The sequence below is a fragment of the Aliihoeflea sp. 40Bstr573 genome (assembly GCF_024105655.1).
Classification (GTDB): Bacteria; Pseudomonadota; Alphaproteobacteria; order Rhizobiales; family Rhizobiaceae; genus Aliihoeflea.
In genome coordinates this window covers 29,413-53,057 of record NZ_JAAAMH010000014.1, presented here as the reverse complement: position 1 = coordinate 53,057, position 23,645 = coordinate 29,413, and the positions used below count along the sequence as shown (strand labels likewise).

General features: G+C 63.8%; 21 protein-coding genes and 1 tRNA gene. 6 read left to right on the top strand and 16 right to left on the bottom strand.

Features of this window, described 5'->3' with window-relative positions:
* Nucleotides 1-19: 19 nt before the first annotated feature.
* From recQ to GTK01_RS15815, 5 genes are all read right to left on the bottom strand, one after another.
* Complete coding sequence (gene recQ / locus GTK01_RS15830) at nucleotides 20-1,819, bottom strand: DNA helicase RecQ (RefSeq protein ID WP_252927731.1); 1,800 nt, start codon at nucleotides 1,817-1,819, stop codon at nucleotides 20-22.
* A gap of 151 nt (nucleotides 1,820-1,970) precedes the next feature.
* Nucleotides 1,971-2,783: a hypothetical protein gene (locus GTK01_RS15825; protein ID WP_252927729.1), complete on the bottom strand. Its 813-nt coding sequence runs from the start codon at nucleotides 2,781-2,783 to the stop codon at nucleotides 1,971-1,973.
* Between the two features lie 41 nt (nucleotides 2,784-2,824).
* Nucleotides 2,825-3,553: a Crp/Fnr family transcriptional regulator gene (locus GTK01_RS15820; RefSeq protein ID WP_252927727.1), complete on the bottom strand. Its 729-nt coding sequence runs from the start codon at nucleotides 3,551-3,553 to the stop codon at nucleotides 2,825-2,827.
* Nucleotides 3,554-3,671: 118 nt separating this feature from the next.
* Nucleotides 3,672-3,914: a hypothetical protein gene (locus GTK01_RS21110; protein ID WP_371924366.1), complete on the bottom strand. Its 243-nt coding sequence runs from the start codon at nucleotides 3,912-3,914 to the stop codon at nucleotides 3,672-3,674.
* A gap of 139 nt (nucleotides 3,915-4,053) precedes the next feature.
* A tRNA-Ile gene (locus tag GTK01_RS15815) sits at nucleotides 4,054-4,129 on the bottom strand.
* A gap of 119 nt (nucleotides 4,130-4,248) precedes the next feature.
* On the opposite strand from GTK01_RS15815, the gene GTK01_RS15810 reads away from it, so the two are divergent.
* Nucleotides 4,249-4,983, top strand: a complete 735-nt coding sequence (locus GTK01_RS15810; protein WP_252927725.1) for an SIMPL domain-containing protein — start codon at nucleotides 4,249-4,251, stop codon at nucleotides 4,981-4,983.
* Nucleotides 4,984-5,005: 22 nt separating this feature from the next.
* On the opposite strand, the gene GTK01_RS15805 is transcribed toward GTK01_RS15810, so the two are convergent.
* Nucleotides 5,006-6,427: an amidase gene (locus GTK01_RS15805; RefSeq protein ID WP_252927723.1), complete on the bottom strand. Its 1,422-nt coding sequence runs from the start codon at nucleotides 6,425-6,427 to the stop codon at nucleotides 5,006-5,008.
* Between the two features lie 111 nt (nucleotides 6,428-6,538).
* Nucleotides 6,539-6,760 (bottom strand): hypothetical protein, encoded by a 222-nt coding sequence (locus GTK01_RS15800; protein ID WP_252927711.1) that lies wholly within the window; start codon nucleotides 6,758-6,760, stop codon nucleotides 6,539-6,541.
* Between the two features lie 212 nt (nucleotides 6,761-6,972).
* On the opposite strand from GTK01_RS15800, the gene GTK01_RS15795 reads away from it, so the two are divergent.
* Nucleotides 6,973-8,004, top strand: a complete 1,032-nt coding sequence (locus tag GTK01_RS15795; RefSeq protein WP_252927809.1) for a DNA topoisomerase IB — start codon at nucleotides 6,973-6,975, stop codon at nucleotides 8,002-8,004.
* Nucleotides 8,005-8,011: 7 nt separating this feature from the next.
* Here the strand turns inward: GTK01_RS15795 and GTK01_RS15790 are convergent, their stop codons facing one another.
* The 4 genes from GTK01_RS15790 to GTK01_RS15775 all read right to left on the bottom strand — a co-directional run bounded on the left by GTK01_RS15790 (nucleotide 8,012) and on the right by GTK01_RS15775 (nucleotide 11,414).
* A complete protein-coding gene (locus GTK01_RS15790) occupies nucleotides 8,012-9,064 on the bottom strand; it encodes a response regulator (protein WP_252927709.1) in 1,053 nt (350 codons plus the stop codon).
* Between the two features lie 4 nt (nucleotides 9,065-9,068).
* The gene (locus GTK01_RS15785; RefSeq protein ID WP_252927807.1) at nucleotides 9,069-9,482 is read right to left on the bottom strand and encodes a response regulator; all 414 of its coding nucleotides are present in this window, start codon (nucleotides 9,480-9,482) and stop codon (nucleotides 9,069-9,071) included.
* 31 nt (nucleotides 9,483-9,513) lie between these two features.
* On the bottom strand, nucleotides 9,514-11,004 hold the full coding sequence (locus GTK01_RS15780; protein ID WP_252927707.1) for a CHASE3 domain-containing protein: 1,491 nt from the start codon (nucleotides 11,002-11,004) through the stop codon (nucleotides 9,514-9,516).
* Between the two features lie 176 nt (nucleotides 11,005-11,180).
* Complete coding sequence (locus tag GTK01_RS15775; RefSeq protein ID WP_252927705.1) at nucleotides 11,181-11,414, bottom strand: hypothetical protein; 234 nt, start codon at nucleotides 11,412-11,414, stop codon at nucleotides 11,181-11,183.
* 189 nt (nucleotides 11,415-11,603) lie between these two features.
* Between GTK01_RS15775 and GTK01_RS15770 the strand changes: the two genes are divergently transcribed.
* The 4 genes from GTK01_RS15770 to GTK01_RS15755 are packed head-to-tail and all read left to right on the top strand — an operon-like array spanning nucleotide 11,604 to nucleotide 16,907.
* On the top strand, nucleotides 11,604-12,212 hold the full coding sequence (locus GTK01_RS15770) for a biliverdin-producing heme oxygenase (protein ID WP_252927703.1): 609 nt from the start codon (nucleotides 11,604-11,606) through the stop codon (nucleotides 12,210-12,212).
* Between the two features lie 37 nt (nucleotides 12,213-12,249).
* Entirely contained in the window at nucleotides 12,250-14,487 is a 2,238-nt protein-coding gene (locus GTK01_RS15765) for an ATP-binding protein (RefSeq protein ID WP_252927701.1), read from the top strand.
* Nucleotides 14,456-14,899 (top strand): response regulator, encoded by a 444-nt coding sequence (locus GTK01_RS15760; protein ID WP_252927699.1) that lies wholly within the window; start codon nucleotides 14,456-14,458, stop codon nucleotides 14,897-14,899. The genes GTK01_RS15765 and GTK01_RS15760 overlap by 32 nt, the downstream gene beginning before the upstream one ends.
* A 1-nt stretch (nucleotide 14,900) precedes the next feature.
* Complete coding sequence (locus tag GTK01_RS15755) at nucleotides 14,901-16,907, top strand: hybrid sensor histidine kinase/response regulator (protein WP_252927696.1); 2,007 nt, start codon at nucleotides 14,901-14,903, stop codon at nucleotides 16,905-16,907.
* A gap of 10 nt (nucleotides 16,908-16,917) precedes the next feature.
* Here GTK01_RS15755 and GTK01_RS15750 read toward each other — a convergent pair whose 3' ends face one another.
* From GTK01_RS15750 to GTK01_RS15730, 5 genes are all read right to left on the bottom strand, one after another.
* Nucleotides 16,918-19,188, bottom strand: coding sequence for a mechanosensitive ion channel domain-containing protein (locus tag GTK01_RS15750; RefSeq protein ID WP_252927694.1), 2,271 nt, complete (start codon nucleotides 19,186-19,188; stop codon nucleotides 16,918-16,920).
* Between the two features lie 175 nt (nucleotides 19,189-19,363).
* Nucleotides 19,364-20,194 (bottom strand): carbohydrate ABC transporter permease, encoded by an 831-nt coding sequence (locus GTK01_RS15745; protein WP_252927692.1) that lies wholly within the window; start codon nucleotides 20,192-20,194, stop codon nucleotides 19,364-19,366.
* On the bottom strand, nucleotides 20,195-21,130 hold the full coding sequence (locus tag GTK01_RS15740; protein WP_252927690.1) for a carbohydrate ABC transporter permease: 936 nt from the start codon (nucleotides 21,128-21,130) through the stop codon (nucleotides 20,195-20,197).
* 64 nt (nucleotides 21,131-21,194) lie between these two features.
* Nucleotides 21,195-22,454 (bottom strand): ABC transporter substrate-binding protein, encoded by a 1,260-nt coding sequence (locus tag GTK01_RS15735; RefSeq protein ID WP_252927688.1) that lies wholly within the window; start codon nucleotides 22,452-22,454, stop codon nucleotides 21,195-21,197.
* A 51-nt stretch (nucleotides 22,455-22,505) separates the two neighbouring features.
* Entirely contained in the window at nucleotides 22,506-23,594 is a 1,089-nt protein-coding gene (locus GTK01_RS15730; RefSeq protein ID WP_252927686.1) for a sn-glycerol-3-phosphate ABC transporter ATP-binding protein UgpC, read from the bottom strand.
* Nucleotides 23,595-23,645: the final 51 nt, after the last annotated feature.

The following is a 23,645-nucleotide window of genomic DNA, read 5'->3' as shown; positions in this document are numbered from 1 at the left end:
GCCAATAGGCTGCACGTCCTCAAAGATGCTCGGCGATCACCGTCAGGAAGGCGGGGCCGTAGCGGTCGAGCTTGGCTTCGCCGACACCGGGCACATCGGCCATTTCGGCACGTGACCTCGGGCGGGCCGAGGCGAGCTCGATCAGCGTCCTGTCGTGAAAAATCACATAGGGCGGGACGTTTTGCGCACGCGCCATTTCCGTCCGCTTCTGCCTCAGCGCCTGGAACAGATCGTTGTCGGCGGGAGCGATGGCGACCTGCGCCGCGCCGCGCGCGACCTTCTGGCGCCGCGCGCGCGGCGGCGCGGGCATGCGCAGCATCAGCACAGGACGGTCGCGCAGGAAATCGCGGCCGGCGGGCGCGATGGACAGGCCGCCATGGCCAGCGAGATCGACGGTCACGAGGCGCAGCGCGATCATCTGGCGCAGGATCGCGCGCCAGGTGCGGTTGTCGTGCTCTCTGCCGATGCCGAAGGTCGATATGCGGTCATGGCCGAACTGGGCGATGCGGTCGTTCTCCACGCCGAGCAGCACGTCGACGACATAGGCCTGACCGAAGCGTTCGCCGGTGCGATAGATGCAGGACAGGGCCTTCAGAACGGCCGTGGTGCCGTCGAAGAGTTTCGGCGGCTCCGCGCAGGTGTCGCAATTGCCGCAAGGCTCGCAGTGGTCGCCGAAATAGGACAGGAGCACCTGCCGGCGGCAGCTTGCCGTCTCGGCCAGCCCCAAAAGCGCGTCGAGGTTCTGGCGTTCCGTGCGCTTGCGCTGGTCGGGCGCGTCCGATTCCTCGATGAAGCGACTGCGCAGCGCGATGTCTTCGGACCCGTAGAGCATCAGCGTGTCCGATGGCAGGCCGTCCCGCCCGGCGCGGCCCGTTTCCTGATAGTAGGCCTCGATGCTTCCCGGCAGGTCGAAATGGGCGACGAAGCGCACGTCCGGCTTGTCGATGCCCATGCCGAAGGCGATGGTGGCGACCATGACGATCGCTTCGCCGTGCTGGAAGCGCATCTGGTTGGCCTCGCGCGCCGCCTTGTCCATGCCGCCATGATAGGCGAGCGCATCGTAGCCCTGGTCGCGAAGCCAGGCGGCGGTCTCCTCCGTCTTGCGCTTCGACAGGCAGTAGACGATGCCGCTCTCGCCTTCATGGCGCTTCAGGAACGCCTTCAGTTGCGCGCGGGGATTGTCCTTTTCCTCGATGGCGTAGCGGATGTTGGGCCGATCGAAGCCGGCGATGAAGGCGTCTGCCTCGGCAATGGCGAGATGGGAGAGGATTTCCGCGCGCGTCGGTTCGTCCGCCGTCGCCGTCAGCGCCATGCGCGGCGTCTCGGGAAACTGCCCGACAAGCGCATCGAGTTGCCGGTAGGACGGGCGGAAGTCGTGTCCCCATTGGGACAGGCAGTGGGCCTCGTCGATGGCGATCAGCGACAGCTTCGCCCGGCCAAGCTGCTCAAGCACCTCCCGGCGCAGGAGCGTCTCGGGCGCGACGTAGAGGAGGTCGAGCTGGCCGCCGTGGATGTCGCGCCACAGCGCGCCGCGCTCGTCGGGAGCAAGGTCCGAATTGAGCGCTGCCGCCCGCACGCCCGCCTGGCGAAGGGCGGTTACCTGGTCGGCCATCAGCGCCAGAAGCGGCGAGACGACGAGGCCCATGCCGGGCCTCACGATGGCGGGAATCTGGTAGCAAAGCGACTTTCCGCCGCCCGTCGGCATCAGCACGAAGGCATTGTTGCCGCCGATGACATGGTCGACGATGTGCTGCTGCGGCCCTCGGAACGCATCATAGCCATAGACAGTCTTGAGGATTTCGAGGGCAGTGCCGGTCATGTGAATCTGCATGGAGAATCGGAAAGGTGTTTCTCATAGCAGCTTTGCCGCAGGCGTGATGCTCGACCCTTCACCTCGGCAGACAGCCTGCCGCTGTCGAATGACTCGCCGGCTCGCCGGCAAGGCCGCCACCTTGGCGTTGGCCGTCGCTCTATTCTTTATCGATGCCCTTGTACGTGTGCTTGAACGTCGCGTCTCCGCTGTTGGCGCCGGAGGTTGCGACCGGATCGACACTCGCAACGCCATCATTGTCGCCACCGCTCTGCGGTTTTGCATACTGGCCCTTGGCGTCGGTTTCAGCCGGGTTCGCCATGCTTCCCGCCTGATCGGACTGGCGGGTTTCATCGTTCGTCTCGCCCGCCGTTCGCGACAGGCCGTTGCCATGCGGGTTCTTCGGCATACCTGCATTCTGGTCGATCTCGGTTGGCGGATTGCGTGTCTTGGGTATGTAGACGCCGTTGTCGTGCTTCTCGTTGGTCATGGAGGGCTCCTTCTCATGACCGAACAAGCAGCGGTTCGGCATGTTCCCGATCCTGCAAATGAGGGCTGCGGGCTGCGGCGTATAGCAAATGATATTTCGGGCTTTGGGGTCCTCGGCTAGAGCGTGTGCTTGGACCAACAGAGCGGCGGCGCAATCATGAAGAACAAGAGTTCGTTTCGAACAAGGGAGGGCATGTGGCTGCCAGAACACCTTCAGATCGCGATCCAGCGCGCTCTGCTCGACTTCCCCGACCGGAATGGCGAACAGACCCATCGCGCCGTGGCTGCGATTGTTCGGAGGACTCATCCAGCTCTTCCGATCAGCGAAGGTGAGCTTTTGGCAGCGGTCGAACGGGTGGCGGGGCGAACTTAGTTTATTGCGGTCGCGGCCCGCTGCCGCAGTGCCGTACCCTGGTAAGTCATCGAGCGGCCAGAACGTTTCCAGTTCCGGCCTGACGAAGTGATGGCTTTGGAAGAGCCGCACGCCTTGCTTGTTCGCGAACCGTTGGCCATTCGTCGCGCTGCCTAGCGGGGTTCCGACTGAAGGCTGAGATAGGTGGGATCGAAGTCCCCCAGCGACTTTAGCCCCTCCATGTCCAGGATATCGACTTGCTGCGAGTTCCAGGAAATCAGGTTCCGCGCCCGAAGCTTTCCGACGGTTCGGTTTGTATGAACCACCGACAAGCCGAGCACATCCGAAAGCTCTGTCTGCGTTATCGGAAAATGGAAGCCCAAACCGGACGAAAGGCCGACTATTTCGAGCCGCGTATAAATCTCGCACAGGAGGTGAGCCAGTCGCTGGGCCGGCGTATGGCGGCCCAGGAGCGCAGTCATTTTTCGCTGAATGGCCGCATCGATGGCCGTCAATGTCCACAGCATGCGTGTCAGATGCGGCTCTGTCGCGGTCAATGCGATCAGACTTTCGTGCGGAATGTAGGCGACCGTGCAATTGGAAATCGCAACAATCGAATGATCCATCTTGCGCAAGAGCAATCCGTGAAGGTCGACAAAGTCGCCCGGGATATGAAGCGCGCTCAATTGTCGTGTGCCGTCCTCACCACTCACGGCACGGCCGGCCAGCCCCTCGACAAGGAGGCAACTGGCCGAGGGGCGGGACATCTCGGCAATGATTTCAGAGCCCCTGGCATAGTGCGAAGTGCGCTGCGTCAGGGAGGCCAGCGACGCTTCTTCGGCAGGGGTCAGCTTGTCGCGGCGTGACAGGCTTCGGCATAGAAGTTCGATCGCTGGTGTCATGTTGTCCTCGGTCAGGCGGGCGGCGAAGGCTTGGCCGAGTATCCCATGCAGACATTTCATGCATGCGGCAAGTGCCGGGACCAAGCGTACTGAGCGAGGCTAACGCAGACGATGAACTTTATCGGCGATCGAAGTGCTTGCTGGTGCACCTGATCTCAAAGAGCGGCGTTCTAGCTTGATCCGTAACAGTGATCGACCATTCGTCCGCCGGGCCAAACCGGCTGTTCATGTCTCTCAGCGAATCGCCGCATGCAATGACCGCTTCCGCCCAAGCAGACAGATCATCCGGAAGATCGAGATCTACTGATTCAGCGGGCGAATGGGGGTGTTGGACGCTGAATGAGTATATCGCCACGGGCATCTCCATCGGGCTGGAAATGGTCCAACAAGCGATCGGACTTTAGGTTCCGCGGGCAAAAGACGACTTGCGCCCCATCATGGCCAGGCGAATGAGGTCGAACCAACGGGGTGCCGTATTCGCAGTCCGACAAGGATCGGAATGGTGGGCCCGGAGGGACTCGAACCCCCAACCAAGCGGTTATGAGCCGCCGGCTCTAACCATTGAGCTACAGGCCCCACACGGGTGTTGGCATTAAGGGCTTTTGGGCCACCGCACAAGCCGGGCCGCGCCGCAATGCACCCATAATCGCTGCATACGCATTCTGGTTCGATCCGCATATCCAGGGAGTTACCTCATGCGCCTTCTCGTTTCGACCGCCATCCTCGCGCTTGCCCTGCCGCTCGCCGCACAAGCGCAGGAAGAGCGGCCCTTTCCCAAGATCGTCGTTTCCGGCAAGGGCGAGGCGGCTGTTGCGCCCGACATGGCGATCGTCAATCTGGCCGTGCTGCGCGAGGCCGAGACGGCGCGCGCGGCGCTGGACGACAACAACGAGGCGATGGCGGACGTGATCGCGGCGATGAAAGAAGCGGGGATCGCCGAACGCGATCTGCAAACAGCGGGTCTTTCGATCAGCCCGCGCTATGTCTATCCGCAGAACAACGACGGCTCAGAACAGCCGCGCATCGTCGCCTACCAGGTGACGAACAACCTGACGATCCGCATTCGCGACATCGACAAGGTGGGCGAAATCCTCGACCAGTCGGTGACGCTTGGCGTCAACCAGGGCGGATCGATCTCCTTCGTCAACGACGACCCGTCGGCCGCGACCGCCGAGGCGCGCCGCAAGGCGGTGGAGGACGCGATGGGCCGTGCGCAGATACTGGCCGAGGCCGCCGGGGTGACGCTCGGCGACGTCGTCGAAATGTCCGAGCGGACCGCGCCGCCGCCAATGCCGATGCAGGAGCGCGCGATGATGCGCATGTCGGCGGCGGATTCGGGCGGCGCGGTTCCCGTCGAGACCGGCGAGAACAACTACGTCGTCCATGTCGACGTGACGTTCGCCATCGGCGGGAACGACACGCCCGAATAACGACACGCCCGAATAGAGCGCGTCAGCTTCCCGGGCGCGGATCGATCGGCGCGACCGTGCCGAGATCGAGATGGCGCTCGAGGGCGGCGGCTCCGGCAAGGAGCCGCGCCTCGCCGCGCGGGCGCGCGGCGATCTGCAATCCGACCGGCAGGCCCTCGCGCGTGAAGCCGCAGGGCAGCGACAGGGCAGGGCCAGTGGTGAGCGTGACCGCGAAGGCGATCGTCAGCCAGTCGATATAGGTTTCGAACCTCACGCCCGCGCATTCGGTGACGTAGCGGTTCTCGACCGGGAAGGGCGAGACGATGGTCGCGGGCGTCAGGAGGAGGTCGTACTCCTCGTAGAAGGCGAGAGCGCGGGCGATGATGCCGGCGCGGCGGGCCTCAGCCTTGGCGACGTCGCCGACGGTGAGCGCCAGGCCCTTTTCGATGTTCCAGACGACTTCCGGCTTCAACAGATCGCGGTGCGTCTCGAGCTTCGCGGCGTGGCCGGTGGCGAAGCTGACGGCGCGCAGCGTCTGGAAGGTTTCGCGGGCGTCGGAAAGGTCGGGATGGGCGTCGGCAACTTCGACGCCGAGTTCGGTGAAGCGGTAGGCGGCGGCGCGGCAGATGTCGGCGACTTCCGGATCGACCGGCGTGATGCCGCCAAGATCGGCCGAGAAGGCGACGCGCTTCGGCAGAGCACGGCTTTGTGCGGCCTTGCGGTAGCTGGTGCCGTCACGCGGCAGCGAGATGGGGTTGGCCGGATGCTCGCCGGTCATGGCATCGAGGAAGAGCGCGACGTCCTCGACGGTGCGGGCCATCGGGCCTTCGACCGACAGGATGTCGTCGACGAGCATGCCCGGATTGGCGGCGACGCGGCCCGGCGAGGGGCGCAGGCCGACGATGCCGTTGAAGGAGGCAGGATTGCGCAACGAGCCCCCAAGGTCCGAGCCCTGCGCCAGCCACGCCATGCCGGTGGCGAGCGCGACCGCCGAGCCGCCGGACGAGCCCGCGGCCGAGCGTGAGGTGTTCCACGGATTAAGCGTGGCGCCGAAGACGTCGTTGAAGGTATTGGCGCCGGCGCCGAATTCGGGCGTCGCGGTCTTCGCGTAGACGATGGCGCCCTCGTCCTCCAGATGCGTGACCATGATGTCGGAACGGGTGGGGACGTGGTTCTCGAAGATGCGCGAGCCGTGCGTGGTGCGCACGCCCTCGACCTCGGTCAGATCCTTGATGGCGACGGGCGCGCCGGCGAGCAGTCCGCGCTCGGCGAGCGGGCGCCTGGCAAGTGCATCGGCATTTGCGCGGGCACGCTCGAAGGCGAGAGTGGGCAGGGCGTTGACGGCGGGGTCGACGACGACGATCCGCTCCTCCAATGCGTCGAGCAATTGGCGCGGCGACCATTTTTCGGCGCGCAGGCCGTCGACGATTTCGCAGGCTGATTTGCGGATCAGTTCGGATGTCATTCATGCGCCTCCCAAATTGCGGTTCCGTGATAGCCGGGAGCAATTGGGCATCCAAGGGCCAGACAGCAAAAAGCCCGGCGAAATCGCCGGGCCAGCCTTTTCGTCGAAGAATCAGGCGAAGCGCGCGGCGGCGCGGCTTCGCGACGAAGACGGCGAGACGAACGCCTCTGCCAGTTCGAGGTCTTCATGTCCGATCAGGCGTTTCGGATCGCCGTCGATGATTTCCGGGGAGAGGGCATTGGCGGCAATTGCCGAGTCCCAGGCGTTGCGAGCTTCGCGTTCTGCGCGGATCAACGCGGAGAGAGCGAGAATAAGCCGGTCGCGATGGTCCATGAGAGGGTCCCTATGTCTTCTTGTGGTGGTCTTTTGGGTCTGCCCTTGGGAAGGCGAACTGAAACGCGGAACGGCATTCCAGGTTCCCTCGGATCGCGCTTCCTGAGAGGAACCTTCCGCATGCCCGGCGCATTTGACGAGACCGACCAGGAGCGATCTGCGTGCTCGAATCCGTTTCCAGACAGATAAAGCCAGTTGAAGACGATCTGCCGATGGCGCTGCGCCGGCCGGCCGATCTTTCGTATGTCAGCGATGCCGAGCCCGGGATAAGACGAAAGCGCGCCGGCAAGGGCTTTTCGTTTCTGACCCCGGAAGGGGCGAAACTCACGGATCGCGATGAGATCGCGCGGATCAAGGCGCTCGTGATCCCGCCGGCCTGGACGGATGTGTGGATCTCGCCCGATCCGCTCGGCCACATCCAGGCGACGGGGCGCGACCTCAAGGGGCGCAAGCAATATCGATATCACGCGCGGTGGGGCGAATATCGCGACGACGTCAAATATCAAAGCCTCGTCGATTTCGCGACCGCGCTGCCGCGGATGCGCGAGCGGATGGAGGCGGACCTGCGCAAGCGCGGGCTGCCGCGCGAGAAAGTGATCGCCTCCATCGTCTGGCTGCTCGACAACACGATGATCCGCGTGGGCAATCCGGCCTATGCGCGCGACAACAAGAGCTTTGGCCTGACCACGCTGCGCGCACGCCACGTCGAAGTGGAAGGCTCGAAGCTGCGCTTCGCCTTCAAGGGCAAGTCCGGCAAGGAATGGAACCTGAAGCTCGTCGACAAGCGCATGGCGCGGATCATGAAGGACATTCTGGACCTTCCCGGCCAGCACCTGTTTCAGTACCGCGACGAGGACGGCGAGCGCCGGATGGTGCGCTCGCAGGACGTCAACGCCTATATCCGCGAGGCGACGGGCGAGGAGTTTTCCTCCAAGCACTTTCGCACCTGGGGCGGGACGACGAGCGCGGCGGCCCTGTTTTCAACCGTCGAACTGCCGGGGACGAAAACGGAGATGGCGCGGGTTCTCAACGGCCTGATCGACAAGGTGGCGGCGCGGCTCGGCAACACGCGCGCCGTGTGCCGGCGCTGCTACATCCACCCGCGCGTGGTCGATTCGTGGTCCGCAGGCAGGCTGGTGGAAGAACTGGCCGAAGCGCGCAAGCGCTACCGCAAGCCGATCGAAGGGCTCGACGAGGAGGAAGCGCTGGTGCTGCGCTGGCTCGCTACGGAAGTTTCGGCCTGAGAAGATTTCAGTGCTGGACGGGACGGCCGATGGGCAGGTCGATGGTCAGGCGCGTGCCGCCGACGCCATCGCCATAGACGATCGAGGTATTGAGGCTGGTCGCCATCGCCTTGACGATGCGCGAACCGAGGCCGGTCCCCTTGGGCTTGCCTTCGCCGTTCCAGCCGATGCCGTCGTCCTCGACGCGCAGGACGGCGAACTCGTCGCCAGCGCGGCGGATATAGACGCGCACCTCGCCCTCGGCGTCGCCCGGATAGGCATATTTGTAGGCGTTGGTGACGAGCTCGGTAACGATCATTCCGATGGAGACGGCCTTGTCGGTGGGTACCGTGAGCGGTTCGAGATCGGCGCGGATACGCGAGGCATGGCCGGCGGCCTTCATCGACGTGTCCAATTCGTTGATCAGGGTCGAGATGTAGGCGTCGAGGTCGACCATGGTCACGTCGTCCGACGTGTAAAGCCGGCGGTGGAGGCCGGCGATGGCCGAAATGCGCGCCTGGGTCTCGGCGAGCGCATCTTTCGCCTTGGGCTCGGAAACGGCGGAGGTCTGCATACGCACGAGAGCCGCGACGAGTGCGAGCGAATTGGCGACGCGGTGATTGACTTCGGCGAGCAGGATGACCGCCCGGTCGCGCGCGTCGCGAACCTCCTTTTCGGCGTTCTCCTTCTCGCGCTGCAGCCGGGCCTTTTCGATCGACTGATCGATCGCGCTCGACAGCAGCACGAAGAACTCGTCGCCCACGCTCTTCAGCACGTAGTCGGCAGCGCCCGCCTTGAGCGCCTCGACGGCGACGGTCGCCTCGGAGGAGCCGGTGACATAGACCACGGGCGGGGCGATGCGCCGCTTCTTGAGCGCCGCCAACATGTCGAGACCGGTTCCGGACGCGAGATAGTGATCGAGCACGACCACGTCGATCGGCTGCGCGTCGATCTGCGCCAGACCCTCGGTGATGTCGCCGCAATGTTCGACGACGAAGCCCTGGCGCTGAAGGCGCTTCTGGACCAGACGCGCGAGCGCCGGATCGTCGTCGACATAGAGGACGCGGACGGAATCGGTCATCGGTTCAAGCGGTCTCGGGGACCTGCATCACCGAGAAGAACAGGCCGAGCTGGCGGATCGCATTGGCGAACCCGTCATAGTCGACCGGCTTGGTGATATAGACATTGGCGCCGAGATCGTAGCAGCGCTGGATTTCGCGCTGGTCGTCCGTCGTGGTGAGGACGACGACCGGGGAGCGCTTGGTGTGGACGTTGTTCTTGATCTTCTCGAGGATGTCGACGCCGGTCATGTCCGGCAGGTTGAGGTCCAGTAAAATCAAGAGCTGGCGGCGGGCACTGTCTTCGCCCGAACCATCCGCGCCGAAGAGATAGGTGAGCGCAGACGTACCGTCGGTGAACGGGATGATCTGGTTGCTGACGCCGGCGCGGCGGATGTTCTTCTCGATCAGGCGCGCATGGCCCTCATCGTCCTCGATCATGATGATCGTCACTGGCTGTCCGTCGGTCAACTCATGCACTCCTTTGAACCGTGGGAAGTTTTTCCGGCAAGGTCACCCGGAACGTGGTTCCACGCCCGAACTCGGACTGAAGGGTGATATCGCCGCCGAGGTTGCGAACCAGCGTGCGGACATGGGCGAGGCCGATGCCTTCGCCGGGCTTGTCCTGCGTGCCGGAACGGCGGAAAAGATCGAAGACACGCTGGTGATCCTGCTGAGCGATGCCGCGGCCATTGTCCTTGACGTCGATGACGATCTGGCGACCGTTCATCTTGCGGGCGGAGACGCCGATTTCGATCGGACGGTCGGGCGCGCGATACTTCACCGCATTGTCGAGCAGATTGCCGATGATCTGCTCCAGCGACAGGCGGTCGGACAGGATCGGTGGTACCGCGACATCGACATCGATGCGGCCCTCGCTGTCGGCGACTTGGTGCTGCATCGTGTTGGCGTTGGCCTCGATCAGTTCCTTCAAGTCGATGCGCTCCGGCTTGAGCGGACGGCGACCATCGCGCGAAATCTTGAGGATCGCGTTGATCAGCGCGTCCATCTTGCGCGTGGATGAGCGGATGAAGCCGATCGCCTCGGGAAGATCTTCCGAAGCGGCAAGGCGCGCGTCCTGGATCTCCTGCTCGGAAAGTGGCTCGCCGTCGGCCAGGACGTAGGTCTGGATCGTCTTCATGGTCGAGTCGAGTTCGCTGGTGAAGCCCATGATGTTGACCAGCGGCGCGCGCAGATCGTGTGTCACGATATAGGCGAAACGCTGCACTTCCTCATTGGCGCGCACGAGGTCTTCGGTGCGCTCGGCGATGCGCTGTTCAAGGCCGGCATTCAGTTCCTTGACCTCCTCGCGCGCATTCAGAAGTTCGCGCGTATACCGCAGCGCCATCCAGACGGCCGCACCGACGACCGCGAGAATGACGAGCGCCCCGAGAAAGGTTGTCAGGCGCAGCCAGTTCGCGCTGTCCCGCTGGCGGTCTGCGCCCGTGTCCAGCCGCTCGTCGGCGGCGCGGATGATGGCGGTGAAGAGTTCGCGCGCCTCGTCCATTATCTCCTTGCCGCGATCCGTCCGGACGATCGCGACGGCGGCTGCGACATCGCCCTGGCGGACGAGTTCGATCGTCTCGTCGATCTCGTCGATCTTGAGATTGATGCCTTCGAGCAGGCGCGCCATGGGCTCCGTCGCCTGCGGATAGGGCAGAAGGATCGTACGAAGCCGCTCGTAGCGCTCCATCACGGTGCCGCGCGCGGCCTCGTAAGGTTCGAGATACCGTTCTTCCTGCGTCAGGATGAAGCCGCGCTGGCTGGTCTCGATATCCTGCAACGCGCTGCGCAGGTCGACCGTCGCGGAGCGCGCCTGGCGGGCCTCGATAACCTCTTCGAAATGGTTCTGAGTCTGCTCGACGAGCCACGCCGACGTACCGACAATGGCCACGAGCGCGAGCATGCCGATGAGCAGCAGGATCCCGGTGGTCCTGATGAAATTTTTATTAGCAGTCGGCATTCGATCGTTCAGCCCAAAGTCCGTCCCCGCTTCGAGCAATGGCCCATCGACCCGCGAAATGCCACTAGATTTTTAATATGACGGCGTTCAGCCGCGAAAAACGCCCGCCGGCTGCACCGGCGGACGTCTCGTTCAATCATTTGATTTAATCATTTGATAGTGAGTGCTGCCGCCGATCAGTCGCCGTCGGTCGTCACATCGACATCGGGCACGTCGACATCAGGTACATCGACGTCCGGCGTGTCGATGGTCACGTTGACGTCGTCGGCACCGCCGCCGCCGCCGAATCCACCGAGCAGCCAGACTCCGCCGATGATGACCACGATGGCGAGCACGAGCGCAACAGCCCAGCCGCCACCACCGCCACCGCCGCGACCCGTATTGACAATCGTCGGTCCACGATCAGACATTCTTGTTTCCTCTCAAATTCTGGGCAATCCACCTGCGGATCAGCATTGCCGGTGAATGCGACATCCCTTATCGCGCTGCAATAATGTGCTGGCACGCATTTTGGTTCCTGCTAATCAAGCTGGAGGTGTTTCGCTTCCGGCCCGAGTGCGAATAGGGTCTTCCAGACAACGAACTGCGGATGGAACGAATTGCATCGGTTTTTCCTGCGTGAGACGACACGCGACCTTCACCACGACCTCGACGCGCTTATCTCGCGTCTCGATCTCGCCGATGCCGGTGACTACGCGGCGTTCCTGCGCATCCATGCCGCCGCGCTACTGCCCCTCGAAGCTGCGCTGGAGGCGAGTGGCATCGAAGGCAGCTTTCCGACGTGGCCGCGCCATCGCCGCAGCCACGCGCTGATCGCCGACCTTCGCGCATGCGATATCGAGGAGGGGACCGGCGCGGCGCTGCCCGCAATCTGCGGCACCGGTCAACAGATGGGGGTTCTCTATGTCCTGGAGGGCTCGCGTCTGGGAGGCAGGCTTCTGGAACGCAGGGCCAGGGTTCAGGGCGCGCGCAACGCGTTTCTCACGCATGGGGCGGGACAGCCCCTTTGGCAGGACTTCCTGCGCCATCTCGAAAGCCTGCCCGACGATCTCGCGATGCGCCGCAGCCTGGCGAATGGCGCGAGCATGGCGTTCGAACAGTATATGACGGCGACTGCCGAAATCCTTGCCATGATGCAACGGGGCGGCATCGAGCCCGTTGGTCCAGTTGAAAACGCAAACCGCATTGTCGCCGCGAACCGTTCGTGAAACGGGATCGGCGCAAATCCTGAAGCAGGCCCCGCGCATGAACGTCAAAGTTTCGACCGACCTCGATCTGTGCGCGCAGGAGCCGATCCGCATTCCCGGCGGCATTCAGCCTCATGGCGCCCTCATCGTTCTCGACGCCGACCTCGGCACGATCCTTCAGGCCAGCGCGAACGCGCCCGACTTTCTGGGCTTTGAGGCCAAGGCCGGCGCGCGGATCGACGCCGGGCCGCTCGCCGATGCGCTCGCCGCATTGAAGCAGAACGCGCCGGGCGACCCTTTCCTGAAGCCGATCGAAATCGGCGAAAAGTGCCTGCTGGTTTCAGCCCATGGCACGTCGCAGGGCGTGATCGTGGAGTTCGAGGAGACCGATCCGGAAATCGTGTCCGCAAATCCCTATCCGCGAATGCAGCGTTTTGTCGACCGGATCGAAAGCAGCAAGGATATTGCAAATGTGCTGGCCGAGGCGGCCGGCGAAGTCCGCGCCCTGACCGGCTTCAACAGGGTGATGATCTACCGCTTCGACGCGGACTGGAACGGAACGGTGATCGCCGAAGACGGCGACGGGGTTCTGCCGTCCTATCTCGACCTGCGCTTTCCAGCGACGGATATTCCTGCGCAGGCCCGCGAACTCTACAAGCTCAACCGCCTGCGCCTGATCCCCAGTTCGTCCTACGATCCCGTGCCGATCGAGCCAGTCAACTCACCCGTGGATGGCGAGCCGCTGGATCTTTCCGACGCGGCGTTGCGGAGCGTTTCGCCGATCCACCTGGAATACATGCGCAACATGGGCACCGGTGCGTCGATGTCGATATCGCTCATCATCGACGGAGCCTTGTGGGGCCTGATCTCGTGCCATAATCGCGACCCGAAGGAAGTGGACGCGCGCATTCGTGCGGCCTGCGAGTTTCTGGGCCGTATCGTCGGCCACCAGATCGCGTTTCACGAGCGGCGCACGGAGACGAGCGATCGGTTGGCGCTCAAGCGCGTGGAGACCGAACTCGTGTCGCACCTGGCCCGCACGCCGGTCTTTCAGGAAGGGCTCGTCGCACGTTCCAAGCAATGGCTGAAACTGACCAATGCCGAGGGCGCGGCGGTGGTTACCGAGGGCGTGCTGCTGACGGCAGGGCAGGTGCCTTCGACCGCGCGGATCAAGGAACTGGCGCGCTGGCTGCACCAGAGCAATGTCGATCGCATCTTCGTCACGCGTGAACTGGGCCAGGAGTGGACGCCGGGCAGGGACATTGCCGATGTCGCGAGCGGGGTCCTCGCCGTGCCGATCTCGCAGCGCCATGCGAGCTTCATCATCTGGTTCCGCCCGGAACTGAAACATACGGTCAAGTGGGGCGGCGAGCCGGCGAAAAACGTCGACGAGCGCACGATGCGCATCAGTCCGCGGACCTCGTTCGAGATTTGGAAGGAAACCGTGCGCGGCCGCTCCGTGCCCTGGTCGAGTGCGGAACTCCACAGCGCGGAGGATTTCCGCCAGTCAGTGGTCGATCTCGTGCTTCAGCGTGCCGAGGAACGGGCCGAGTTGACCGAGGAGCTTCAGCGTTCCAACAAGGAACTGGAGGCATTCTCGTACTCGATCAGCCATGATCTGCGGGCACCGTTCCGGCACATCGCCGGCTATGCGCAGCTCCTGAAGGATGAGGAGCCGGAGCTGAAGGAGCTGTCGCGGCACTATATTGAGGGGATTTCTCAGGCCGCGGTGACGGCGGGCCAGCTCGTCGACGATCTTTTGCAGTTCTCGCAGCTTGGACGCACCGGCCTCAAGATGTCGCGCGTCGACATGAACAAGGTGGTGGAGGAAATCCAGCGCGGCCTATCGCACGAGACGGAACGGCGCCGCGTGGAGTGGAAGGTCGACAAGGACCTGCCCGTCGCTTGGGGCGATCCCTCGCTGATGCGCCAGGCAATGTTCAATCTGGTCGAGAATGCAGTGAAGTATTCGCGCGACAGCGACCCGTCGGTCATAACCATTACCGGCGGTCGCGATGCCGACGGGTCGACGCGGTACAGTGTCGCGGACAATGGCGTCGGCTTCGACATGAGCTATGTTGGAAAACTGTTCCAGGTTTTCCAGCGGCTTCACCATTCCGACGAGTTCGACGGCACGGGAATCGGACTGGCCTTGACGAAACGCATCATCGACCGCCATGGAGGATCGATAAGCGCAGAAGGGACGCTGGGCAAAGGGGCGATGTTCACAATCGAACTGCCCGATCGAAAAGGCGAAAACGAACGTGGCAAGCTTGAGACCGATCCTGCTGGTTGAGGACAACCCGGCCGACATCGAACTGACCATCGCAGCGCTGCGAAAGACCAACATAGCCAACGAGATCGTCATCGCGCGCGATGGGGTCGAGGCTCTCGACTACATTTTCTGTGAAGGGGTACATGAAGGTCGCGACGGCGAGCATCCGGCGGTCATCCTGCTCGACCTCAAGCTACCGAAGGTCGATGGCATAGAGGTGCTTGAGAAGGTCAAGAACCATCCGCACCACCGCAACATCCCGATCGTCATGCTGACCTCGTCGCGCGAGGAATCGGACGTGGTTCGCTCCTACCAGCAAGGGGTGAACTCCTTCGTGGTCAAGCCGGTCGACTTCAACGCATTCTTCGAAGCCATCCGGAACCTGGGGCTCGTATGGGCCGTTCTCAACGAGCCCTATCCCGGAGGCCTTTGAATTGAACCAACTCCGAGCCAACATGGTCGGCGCCGCGCAGATCCGCATCCTTCTTTTGGAAGACAGTCATATCGATGCCGAGCTCATTCAGAACCAGCTCGGCAAGATCGGCATGCCTGCGGATATCGTCGGCGCGACGCGCAAACGCGAATTCGAGGCGGCTCTGGCGGTCGGAGACTTCGATCTCATCATCGCGGACTATTCGCTGCCCGACTTTGACGGCATGGCTGCGCTCAAGATGGCGGAGAAAAACTTTCCGACCGTGCCGTTCATCTTCGTTTCGGGCGTGGCCGGCGAGCATTTCGCCACGGAAGCCGTGCGCGCGGGGGCGACGGATTACGTCACCAAGAAGGATCTCGACAAGATTCCCATGGTGGTTCGGCGCGCGCTCGACGAAGCGCGCGAAAAGCGCGAGCGCGCCCGCGCCGTCAACGCGCTGGCTGAAAGCGAGAACCGCTTCCGCAACCTTGCCGACAGCGCACCGGCGCTTATCTGGTCGACGGACGCCAACGGAAAATTGACCTTCGCCAACCGCAAGTTCGAGGCCGAATATGGCGGTGCTGCCGACATGCTCGGCGAGGGGTGGCGCTCGATCGTCCATGGGGACGATGTCGCCCGGTTCGAAGCTGCCTTCCGTGACGCATTCGACAATCGCCAGCCGTTCAATGCCGAAATCCGGACATTGAAGGATGGCGAGGTGCGCTGGCTGCGCTGCGAAGCGATTCCGCGGCGCGACGGTTCTGGCGCCTTCTTGGGTTTCAGCGGCTGCGCGGTCGACGTGACGGATTCCAAGCTTGCGCGCGAGATGCTGGAAGCAGAGGTTGCCCAGCGCACCGCCCAATTGCGGGACAGCGAAGAGGCGCTGCGCCAGTCGCAGAAGATGGAGGCGATCGGCCAGCTTACTGGGGGAATCGCGCATGATTTCAATAATATGCTTGCTGGCATCCTGGGCAGCGCGGAATTGCTGCAACGGCGCTTGTCGGCGGGGCGATCAGACGGGATCGAGCGGTATCTCGAGGGCATCATCACTTCCGCCGGACGCGCCGCTTCCCTAACGCAGCGCATGCTCGCCTTTTCACGGCGGCAGTCTCTCGATATCAAGGCGACCAATCTCAACGAACTGGTGCTCTCGCTGGAGGACATGCTGCGGCGCACATTGAACGAGTCCATCCAGCTCGATCTCGATCTCGCGCGCGACACGTGCCCCGCATTGACCGACGCAAACCAGCTCGAGAGCGCCATCCTCAACCTGGCCATCAACGCCCGCGATGCGATGCCCGAGGGCGGCGTGCTGACGATCTCGACCCGCAACCGCCATGTCGATGGCGACTTTGCGCAGCGCAAGGGACTTGCGGCCGGCGACTATGTCGCGTTGACCGTCACCGACACTGGCACCGGCATGTCCAAACAGGTGCAGGAAAAAGCGTTCGACCCCTTTTTCACCACCAAGCCGATCGGGCAGGGGACGGGACTCGGGCTGTCGATGGTGTTCGGCTTTGCCAAGCAGCTCGGCGGCGCTGCCCAGATCCTCTCGCAAGAGGGCAAGGGAACGACGATCGAGATCATCATGCCCTGCGATCCTGATGCCGAGTTCGCCGCGCTGGATTCATCTCGCGATGGCGCAGTCTCGCCGGATGAGGTCACGCAGACGGTTCTCGTCGTCGAGGACGAAGCGATCGTCCAGATGCTCGTCGTCGATGCCCTGAACGAGATGGGATTCGAGACGCTCGAGGCCCACGACGCGCCATCCGCGCTGAAGATCGTGGAAAGCGGGCGCAGGATCGATTTGATGGTGTCGGATGTCGGTCTGCCCGGCATGGACGGGCGTGAACTCGCCGACCATGTGCGCAGGCACCTGCCCGAGCTGCCGATCCTGTTTGCGACCGGCTATGCCGAAGGTGCGCGCACGCGCGCCGGCTTTCTCGGCGAGCGCATGGACCTGATCTCCAAGCCCTTCGACATGGCCGAGTTCGAGCGCAAGGTGCGGGCGATCATCGGCCGGGACTGATTGGCCGGCATCACGACCGCGATGCTGCGTCCGGCGTGTCGGCCTCTTCCGGCTTCTCGATGCTCGGCTGATCGATGATCTTGCCGGCCTTGTTCTTGCGGCGCTTGCGCGTCTTGGATGTCAGAAGGGCATCGGCCTGCCCGTCGACGCCGACATGGTAGGTGACCTGCGGGAACGGGATTTCGATGCCACGACGCTCAAACGCGGCCTTTATGAATTCGTTGAACTGACGGCCAATTCCCCATTGCGAGCCGGGCAGGGTCTTGATCCGGGCGCGCACATTGATGGCCGAGTCGCCGAAGAGCGTGACGCCATGGATCTCAAGCGGTTCCAGGATCGCGGTCTTCGCATCCGTTTCCATCAGATTGTCGAAGGCTTCCTGCATCGCGGTCTTCACCTCGGAGATATCGCTGTCATAGGCGACGCCGATCTCGGCGACATGGTAGGAGAAGCCCTTCATCGAGTTCGACACCATGTCAACGGATGAGAACGGGATGAGGTGGAGCGTCCCGTCCAGCGAGCGGATCGAGACGGAGCGGATCGTCAACCTTTCGACAACGCCGGACGTCGCGCCAACGCTGACGACATCGCCCTCGTTCATGATGTTCTCGAGCTGGATGAAGATGCCGGTGATGATGTCCTGCACGAATTTCTGCGCGCCGAAGCCGATGGCAAGGCCGAGTACGCCGGCGCCGGCGAGGAGCGGGGCGATGTTGATGCCGATCTGCGCCAATGCCAGCATGACGATGAAGACGGCGAGCGCGATCGTGAAGGCGTTACGGAAGAGCGAGAGCAGCGTCTTTTCGCGCGCGGTCGGCACGGTGCCGAAGTTGGGATTGAGGCGGTATTCGACCCAGGACGACATGGCCAGGTAGATCAGGAAACCGACGAGCAGGATGATGAGCGCGGAGATGACCGATCCGGTAACGCGCTGGCCGCCTTCCGAGGCGACCCAGCCGAGGAAGTCGATCAGGCCCCAAGCCTGGGCGATCGCGATCGCGACTCCGATGAGCGTGACGGTGCGCACCACCTCCATGACGCGCGGCACGAAGGCGTGGAGCCGCGCTTCGAGCAGCGGCAGGCGCTGCTTGAGATCGTCGGGCAGGCGCACGCCGACGTGGATGAAGCGCGAGATGAACGAGATGACGATGACGCCGACGACGACGGCGGCGATCGATTGGATCGTCGCGCCCAGCATGTACGGCAATGCCTCGGCGGGATTGGCGAGCCAGACGACGAGGATCGCGACGAGATAGGCGATCGCGATCATGTGCCAGTACGCGCCCAGGAAGGCGAGCGACTTCGACAGGGCATCGTGACGGCCGTTGTTTGCCCGCCACGTCATGGCGTTGCGGACGGCCGCCTTGTTCTGGAGCACGATCAAGATGCCGATGACGACAGCGGTCAGCATGGCGAGGACGCGCAGCGCCTGTGCCGCCGTGGGGCTGACCATGTCGGCGAGAATGGGCGCGAAGAACATGAACGAGTAGCCGAGGAGGCCGATGATGCGCGCGGCCCAGAAATACCAGTAGGCTGCGGTGGTGTCGTTCATGGGGAGGGGGCGAAGCGCGGGCCCGTGCGGCTCGAAAATGGCGCGCGCGACGACCTTTGTCATTTCGACCGCGAGGAAGGCGTTCAGCAGGAGCGTCTGGTTGATGCCCATGCGGCCCGGCCCCGTGAAGAAATAGAGCGAGATTGCATAGCCGATCGCCCAGGCGGCGGCGACTGCGACCACATCGATGACGGCCGCGCCGACGATGCCCATGATGCGGGGGACCCAGCCGCGCCCGGCGACTCGGTTCGAGATGGATTTCTGGCCCTGTGTGGCCAAGGCGCGCAGGAAGAAGTAGCTGGCAAACAGCGCCACGGCGAGGATGGCGACACTGGTCGCAGTCTGCGTGATCGCTCCGAAGTCGCGGGTCGGCGACGAAAAGATCGCCCCCACATCCGAGCCGAGCTCGACGACCGCGCCGATCGTCGTCGATACGCCTTCGGCGATGTCACGGGTATATTCCGCGATCTGGCGCGCGATGGTGGGGTCAGCCGTGCCCTCGGCGGCCTGTGCCTCGGCTTCCGGCGCGCCTTCCGTACCGCCGGCCGCGCGCAGTCGTTCGATCAGCTCGTTTCGCGTCGTGTCGTTTTCGAGCAGGCGAATGAGGTCGTCGACGCTAGCCGCAGGCGTCTCCTCGCTGGCGGCCGATTGGCCCTGCGCAAGCAGCTGGGCGCTGGCGCCCCCGACGGACAGGAACAGGGCGAGGAAGGCGCAGACAATGAATCGCATCAGAATAGGAGGTCTCGATGATCGGAAGGCTGGGAAAGCTCCCTAAGCATGGCGGGGCAAATGTGAAGGTCAACCCCGACAGAGAGAATTCGAGCGAGATGGGCTCGGTCAGAACCGCTCCGCCGAGCAATTCGCGCAAGGTTTGCCGGCCTTCGGGCGTGATCTTATTCGACGGTCAGCCCTTCATGCCGCCCTGCGTCAGGCCACCCACCACGCGTTCCTGGAAGAGCGCGATGATGATCGAGATCGGCACGATGGCCACGACGAGTGCGGCGGAGATGATCGGCCAGGGGAACGAGAACTCGCCCTGATAGAGCGTGATGCCGACCGGCAGCGTGCGGCTCGACAGGCGCGATGAGAGCGTCAGCGCCAGCAGGAACTCGTCCCACGCATTGACGAAGGCGAGGATGCCGGCGGTGAAGACGCCGGGCGCCGTCAGCGGAATGACGACGTGCCACAGCGCGCCGAGCCGCGAGCAGCCGTCGATCATGGCCGCGCTTTCGAGGTCCTTCGGGATGTCCTGAAAGAAGGAAATCAGCACCATGGTGCAGACCGGCATGGAAAGGACCGCGTAGGGCAGGACCAGGGCCCACCATGTATTCAGGAGGCCGACCGTGCGCATGACCTGGAAGAGCGGCACCATCAGCGAGATCAGCGGGAACATGGCGATCGCCATCAGCACCGACAGGATGAGGCCTGGTGCGGGCAGGCGAAGGCGCACCAGCGCATAGGCCGCGAGCGCCGAGACGGTGACGCACAGAAGCGTCGACAGCGTGGCGACCGCGACCGAGTTCCACATGAAGGCGAGGATCGGCTGGTCGGTGAAGACGCGTGTGTAGTTCTGGAAGGTCAGCGTGTCGGGCAGGATGGTGATCGGCAGGCGAAGGAGCTCGGCCTCGGTCTTGAACGAGGTCAAAACGATCCAGATGGCCGGCACGAAGCCGTTGACGACGACGACGAGACCGGCGAGGAGAACCATCACGCGCGGGCGGGGCAGACGCATCATCTACGCCTCCTGCCGGGGGTCGCGACGCGTGTAGCGCAGGTAGCCGGCGGTCATTACGAGCGAGACGACGAACATCAGCACCGCGAGCGCCGAGCCGTAGCCGAGATCGAGAAAGTCGATCGTCGTCTTGAGAATATACATGGCGAGCGTCTCGGTCGAATTGCCCGGCCCGCCATTCGTCATCGCATAGGGGATGTCGAAGGTCTGGATCGCGGTGATGGTGCGGAAGATGGCGGCGACGATGATCGCGGGCCGCAGCATCGGCAGCGTAATCTCGATGAATTGCTGCCATTTCGACGCGCCGTCAATCTCGGCCGCCTCGTAGAGCGATTTCGGGATCGTCTGCAGGCCGGCAAGCAGGATCAGCGCGACGAAGCTCGACGTCTTCCAGATGATGGCGATGCAGATGGCGATGGTGGCGAGGAATGGATCGGTGAGCCAGGCGAGCTTGGGCAGGCCGACCCACATGAGGATGTTGTTGACGATGCCCTGGTTGAACTCGAAGAACCAGCGGAAGATGAGGCCCGCGAAGACAAGCGGCAGCGCCCAGGGCAGGAGGAGGCCGAGCCGCACCGGCCACTTGACCCTGAAGGGCTGGTTGGCGAGGAGCGCGAGACCGAGGCCGACGACGATGGCGCCGGGCACCGTGACGGCGATGTAAATGACCGTGTTGAGCGTCGTTTCCCAGAACCGGGGGTCGGTGAGCGCCTTCTGGTAGTGCGCAAGGCCGATGAACGGTGTGCCGAGCCAGGGCTCGGTCAGGCGCAGTTGCTGCGTCGAGGTCACGAGGAGGCGGCCGATCGGGAACAGCACGACGGCGAAGAGCAAGAGGAAGGCCGGCAGGATCATCAGCAGACCCAGCCGCCGCTCGGATTTTTCCAGGCGGGTCAGCGGCAGGGGCTTCAGAGCCACCGTCTTGCCCGTACGTGGCGCCATCGGCCAAGTCCTCTGCTTTTGGGAAGAATGAGGCGGCCGGATGGTTTCGGCCGCCTAGGAAGCCTTACTGCATGACCTCCGACAGTCCCTGCTCGATGCCCTGCAGGGAGGCGGCTCCGTCCTGGGTGCCGGCGAGGAAGGCATTCATGTTGGTCCGGATGACCTCCGACACGCGCGGATAGGCCGGGGTGACGGGACGCGAGCGGGCGGTTTCGACGACTGGAAGCGCGTCTTCAAACCACGGATTGGCCTCAAGCACCTCGGCATCGGTGTAAACCTCGGGGAAGACCGGCATGTGCGAGGCGAGGATCGCCTGCTGCTTGGAGACTTCGGGGCTGGAGAGATATTTCACCAGTTCGACAGCCGCTTCCTTGTTCTCGGAAAATGCGGAGACGGCGAGCTGCCAGCCGCCGATGCAGGTCGCCGGCGTGTCGGCGGTGAAGCCGGGCAGGGTGACGACGCCGACATTGCCCTTGACCTGGCTGTCCTCGTCGTTCTGGACGCGGTTCCATACATAGCCCCAGTTCATCGCGAAGATGGCGTTGCCGGCCTGGAAGTCCTGGCGGATGCGGTCGGTCGGGATTTCGGCGATGTTCGGCGGCAGGACGCCCGATTCCTTGAAGTCGCCCCACAGCTCAAAGGGGCGCGCGGCCTGCTCCTGCGACAGCGTGATCGCGCCGCCTTCGCCGCCAAGCTCGCCGCCCGCGCCCCAATAGGGGACGAGATAGGTGCAGACCGTGCCTTCGATCGGCGCGCCGGCGGTGAGGAAGCCGGCGAGATTGGGATTGCCTTCCGCTTCCTTGATCTTGAGCGCGGCGGCTTTCAGTTCGTCCCAGGTCTTCGGCGGCTCGACGCCGTGCTTTTCCAGCAGGTCGGTGCGGTAGTAGAGGAACTGCGAATCCGCGAAGTAGGGCAGCGCCATCACCTGGCCATCGACGATGTTGGCCTCGCGATAGGCGGGCAGGTAGCGATCCATGACCGCGTCGCGCTCGTCGCCAAGATATTCGTCGAGCGGCTCCGCCCAGCCCGCGGCCGCCCATTGCGCGGGACGGATGACGTCGATCAGGACCACGTCGAGCGTGGAATCCTGCGAGGCCAAGACGGTGTTCAGATATTGCTGCTGCTGTTCGGACGTCGCACCGCCGACCTCGACCTCGACGTTCACGTCGGGGTTCTGTTCCTGATAGGCGTCGAGGATCTGGCGCATGACGTCGGGGCGCTGCTGGCCGCCGGTGAAGATTCGCAGTTCCGTCTGCGCCAAGGCCGATCCGGCCGACAAGGTCATGATCGCGGCGAGCGTGGTTCCGGTAATCAGTCTCGTCATGTCTGTCTCCCTGATGTTGTGGACCCGACGGGCGGGCCGGAATGTTCTTTCTCAGGCGGCGAGGCGGATGGCTTCGCCGGTTTCGGCATCGAAGAAATGGGCGCGGTCGAGCGCGAGGCCGAGGGTGACGTCCTGGCCGTACTTCAGTCCGGCATCGGGGGAAAAGCGCCCGGTGAAGCGGGCGTCGCCGACGCGCACGGTCGCCTGTGTCTCGGAGCCAAGGGGCTCAACCAGTTCGACCTGGCCGGCAACGGGCGTGCGCGACGGATCGTGATGGCCGAGCGTGACGTGCTCGGGGCGAAGGCCTATGACGATGTCGCGGCCGGCACAGGCGGCAAGGTTCGCGCCGTGCAGCGCGACGTCCACGCCCGACGGCAGGCGGATCGCCTGCGCATCGGCCGAGACGCTGGCGGGCGTCATGTTCATGGGCGGGGCACCGATGAAGGAGGCGACGAAGCGGTTGGCCGGGCGATTGTAGACCTCGTCCGGCGTGCCGTATTGCTGGAGATGGCCATCCTTCATGATCGCGATGCGGTCGGCGAGCGTCATCGCCTCGATCTGGTCGTGCGTGACATAGACGATGGTGGTGCCGAAGCGCTGGTGCAGCTTCTTGATCTCGACGCGCATTTCGGCGCGGAGCTGGGCGTCCAGATTGGAGAGCGGTTCGTCGAAAAGGAAGACCTTCGGCCGGCGCACGATTGCACGGCCCATGGCGACGCGCTGGCGCTGGCCGCCGGAAAGTTGGCCGGGGCGGCGCTCGAGCAGGTGCCGTATCTGGAGGATGTCCGCAGCTTCGTGGACGAGCGTTTCGATTTCCGACTTCGCCGCGCCGCGCATGCGCAGGCCAAAGCCCATATTGTCGTAGACGCTCTTGTGCGGATAAAGCGCGTAGTCCTGGAAGACCATCGCAAGGTCGCGTTCGCGCGGCGGCATGTCGTTGACCACCGTGCCGTCGATGGCGATCTCGCCGCCGGTGATGCCCTCCAGTCCTGCGATCATTCGCAAGAGCGTGGACTTGCCGCAACCGGACGGGCCGACGAGGACCACAAACTCGCCGTCGCGCACCGAAAGGTCCACGCCATGAAGCACTTCGACGCGGCCATATTGCTTGACGACCCGGCGAATTTCGACGCCTGCCACGTTTGACCTCCCAGACGATCCTCTTGGCGGGACCATATGCGTAAGGTGCGA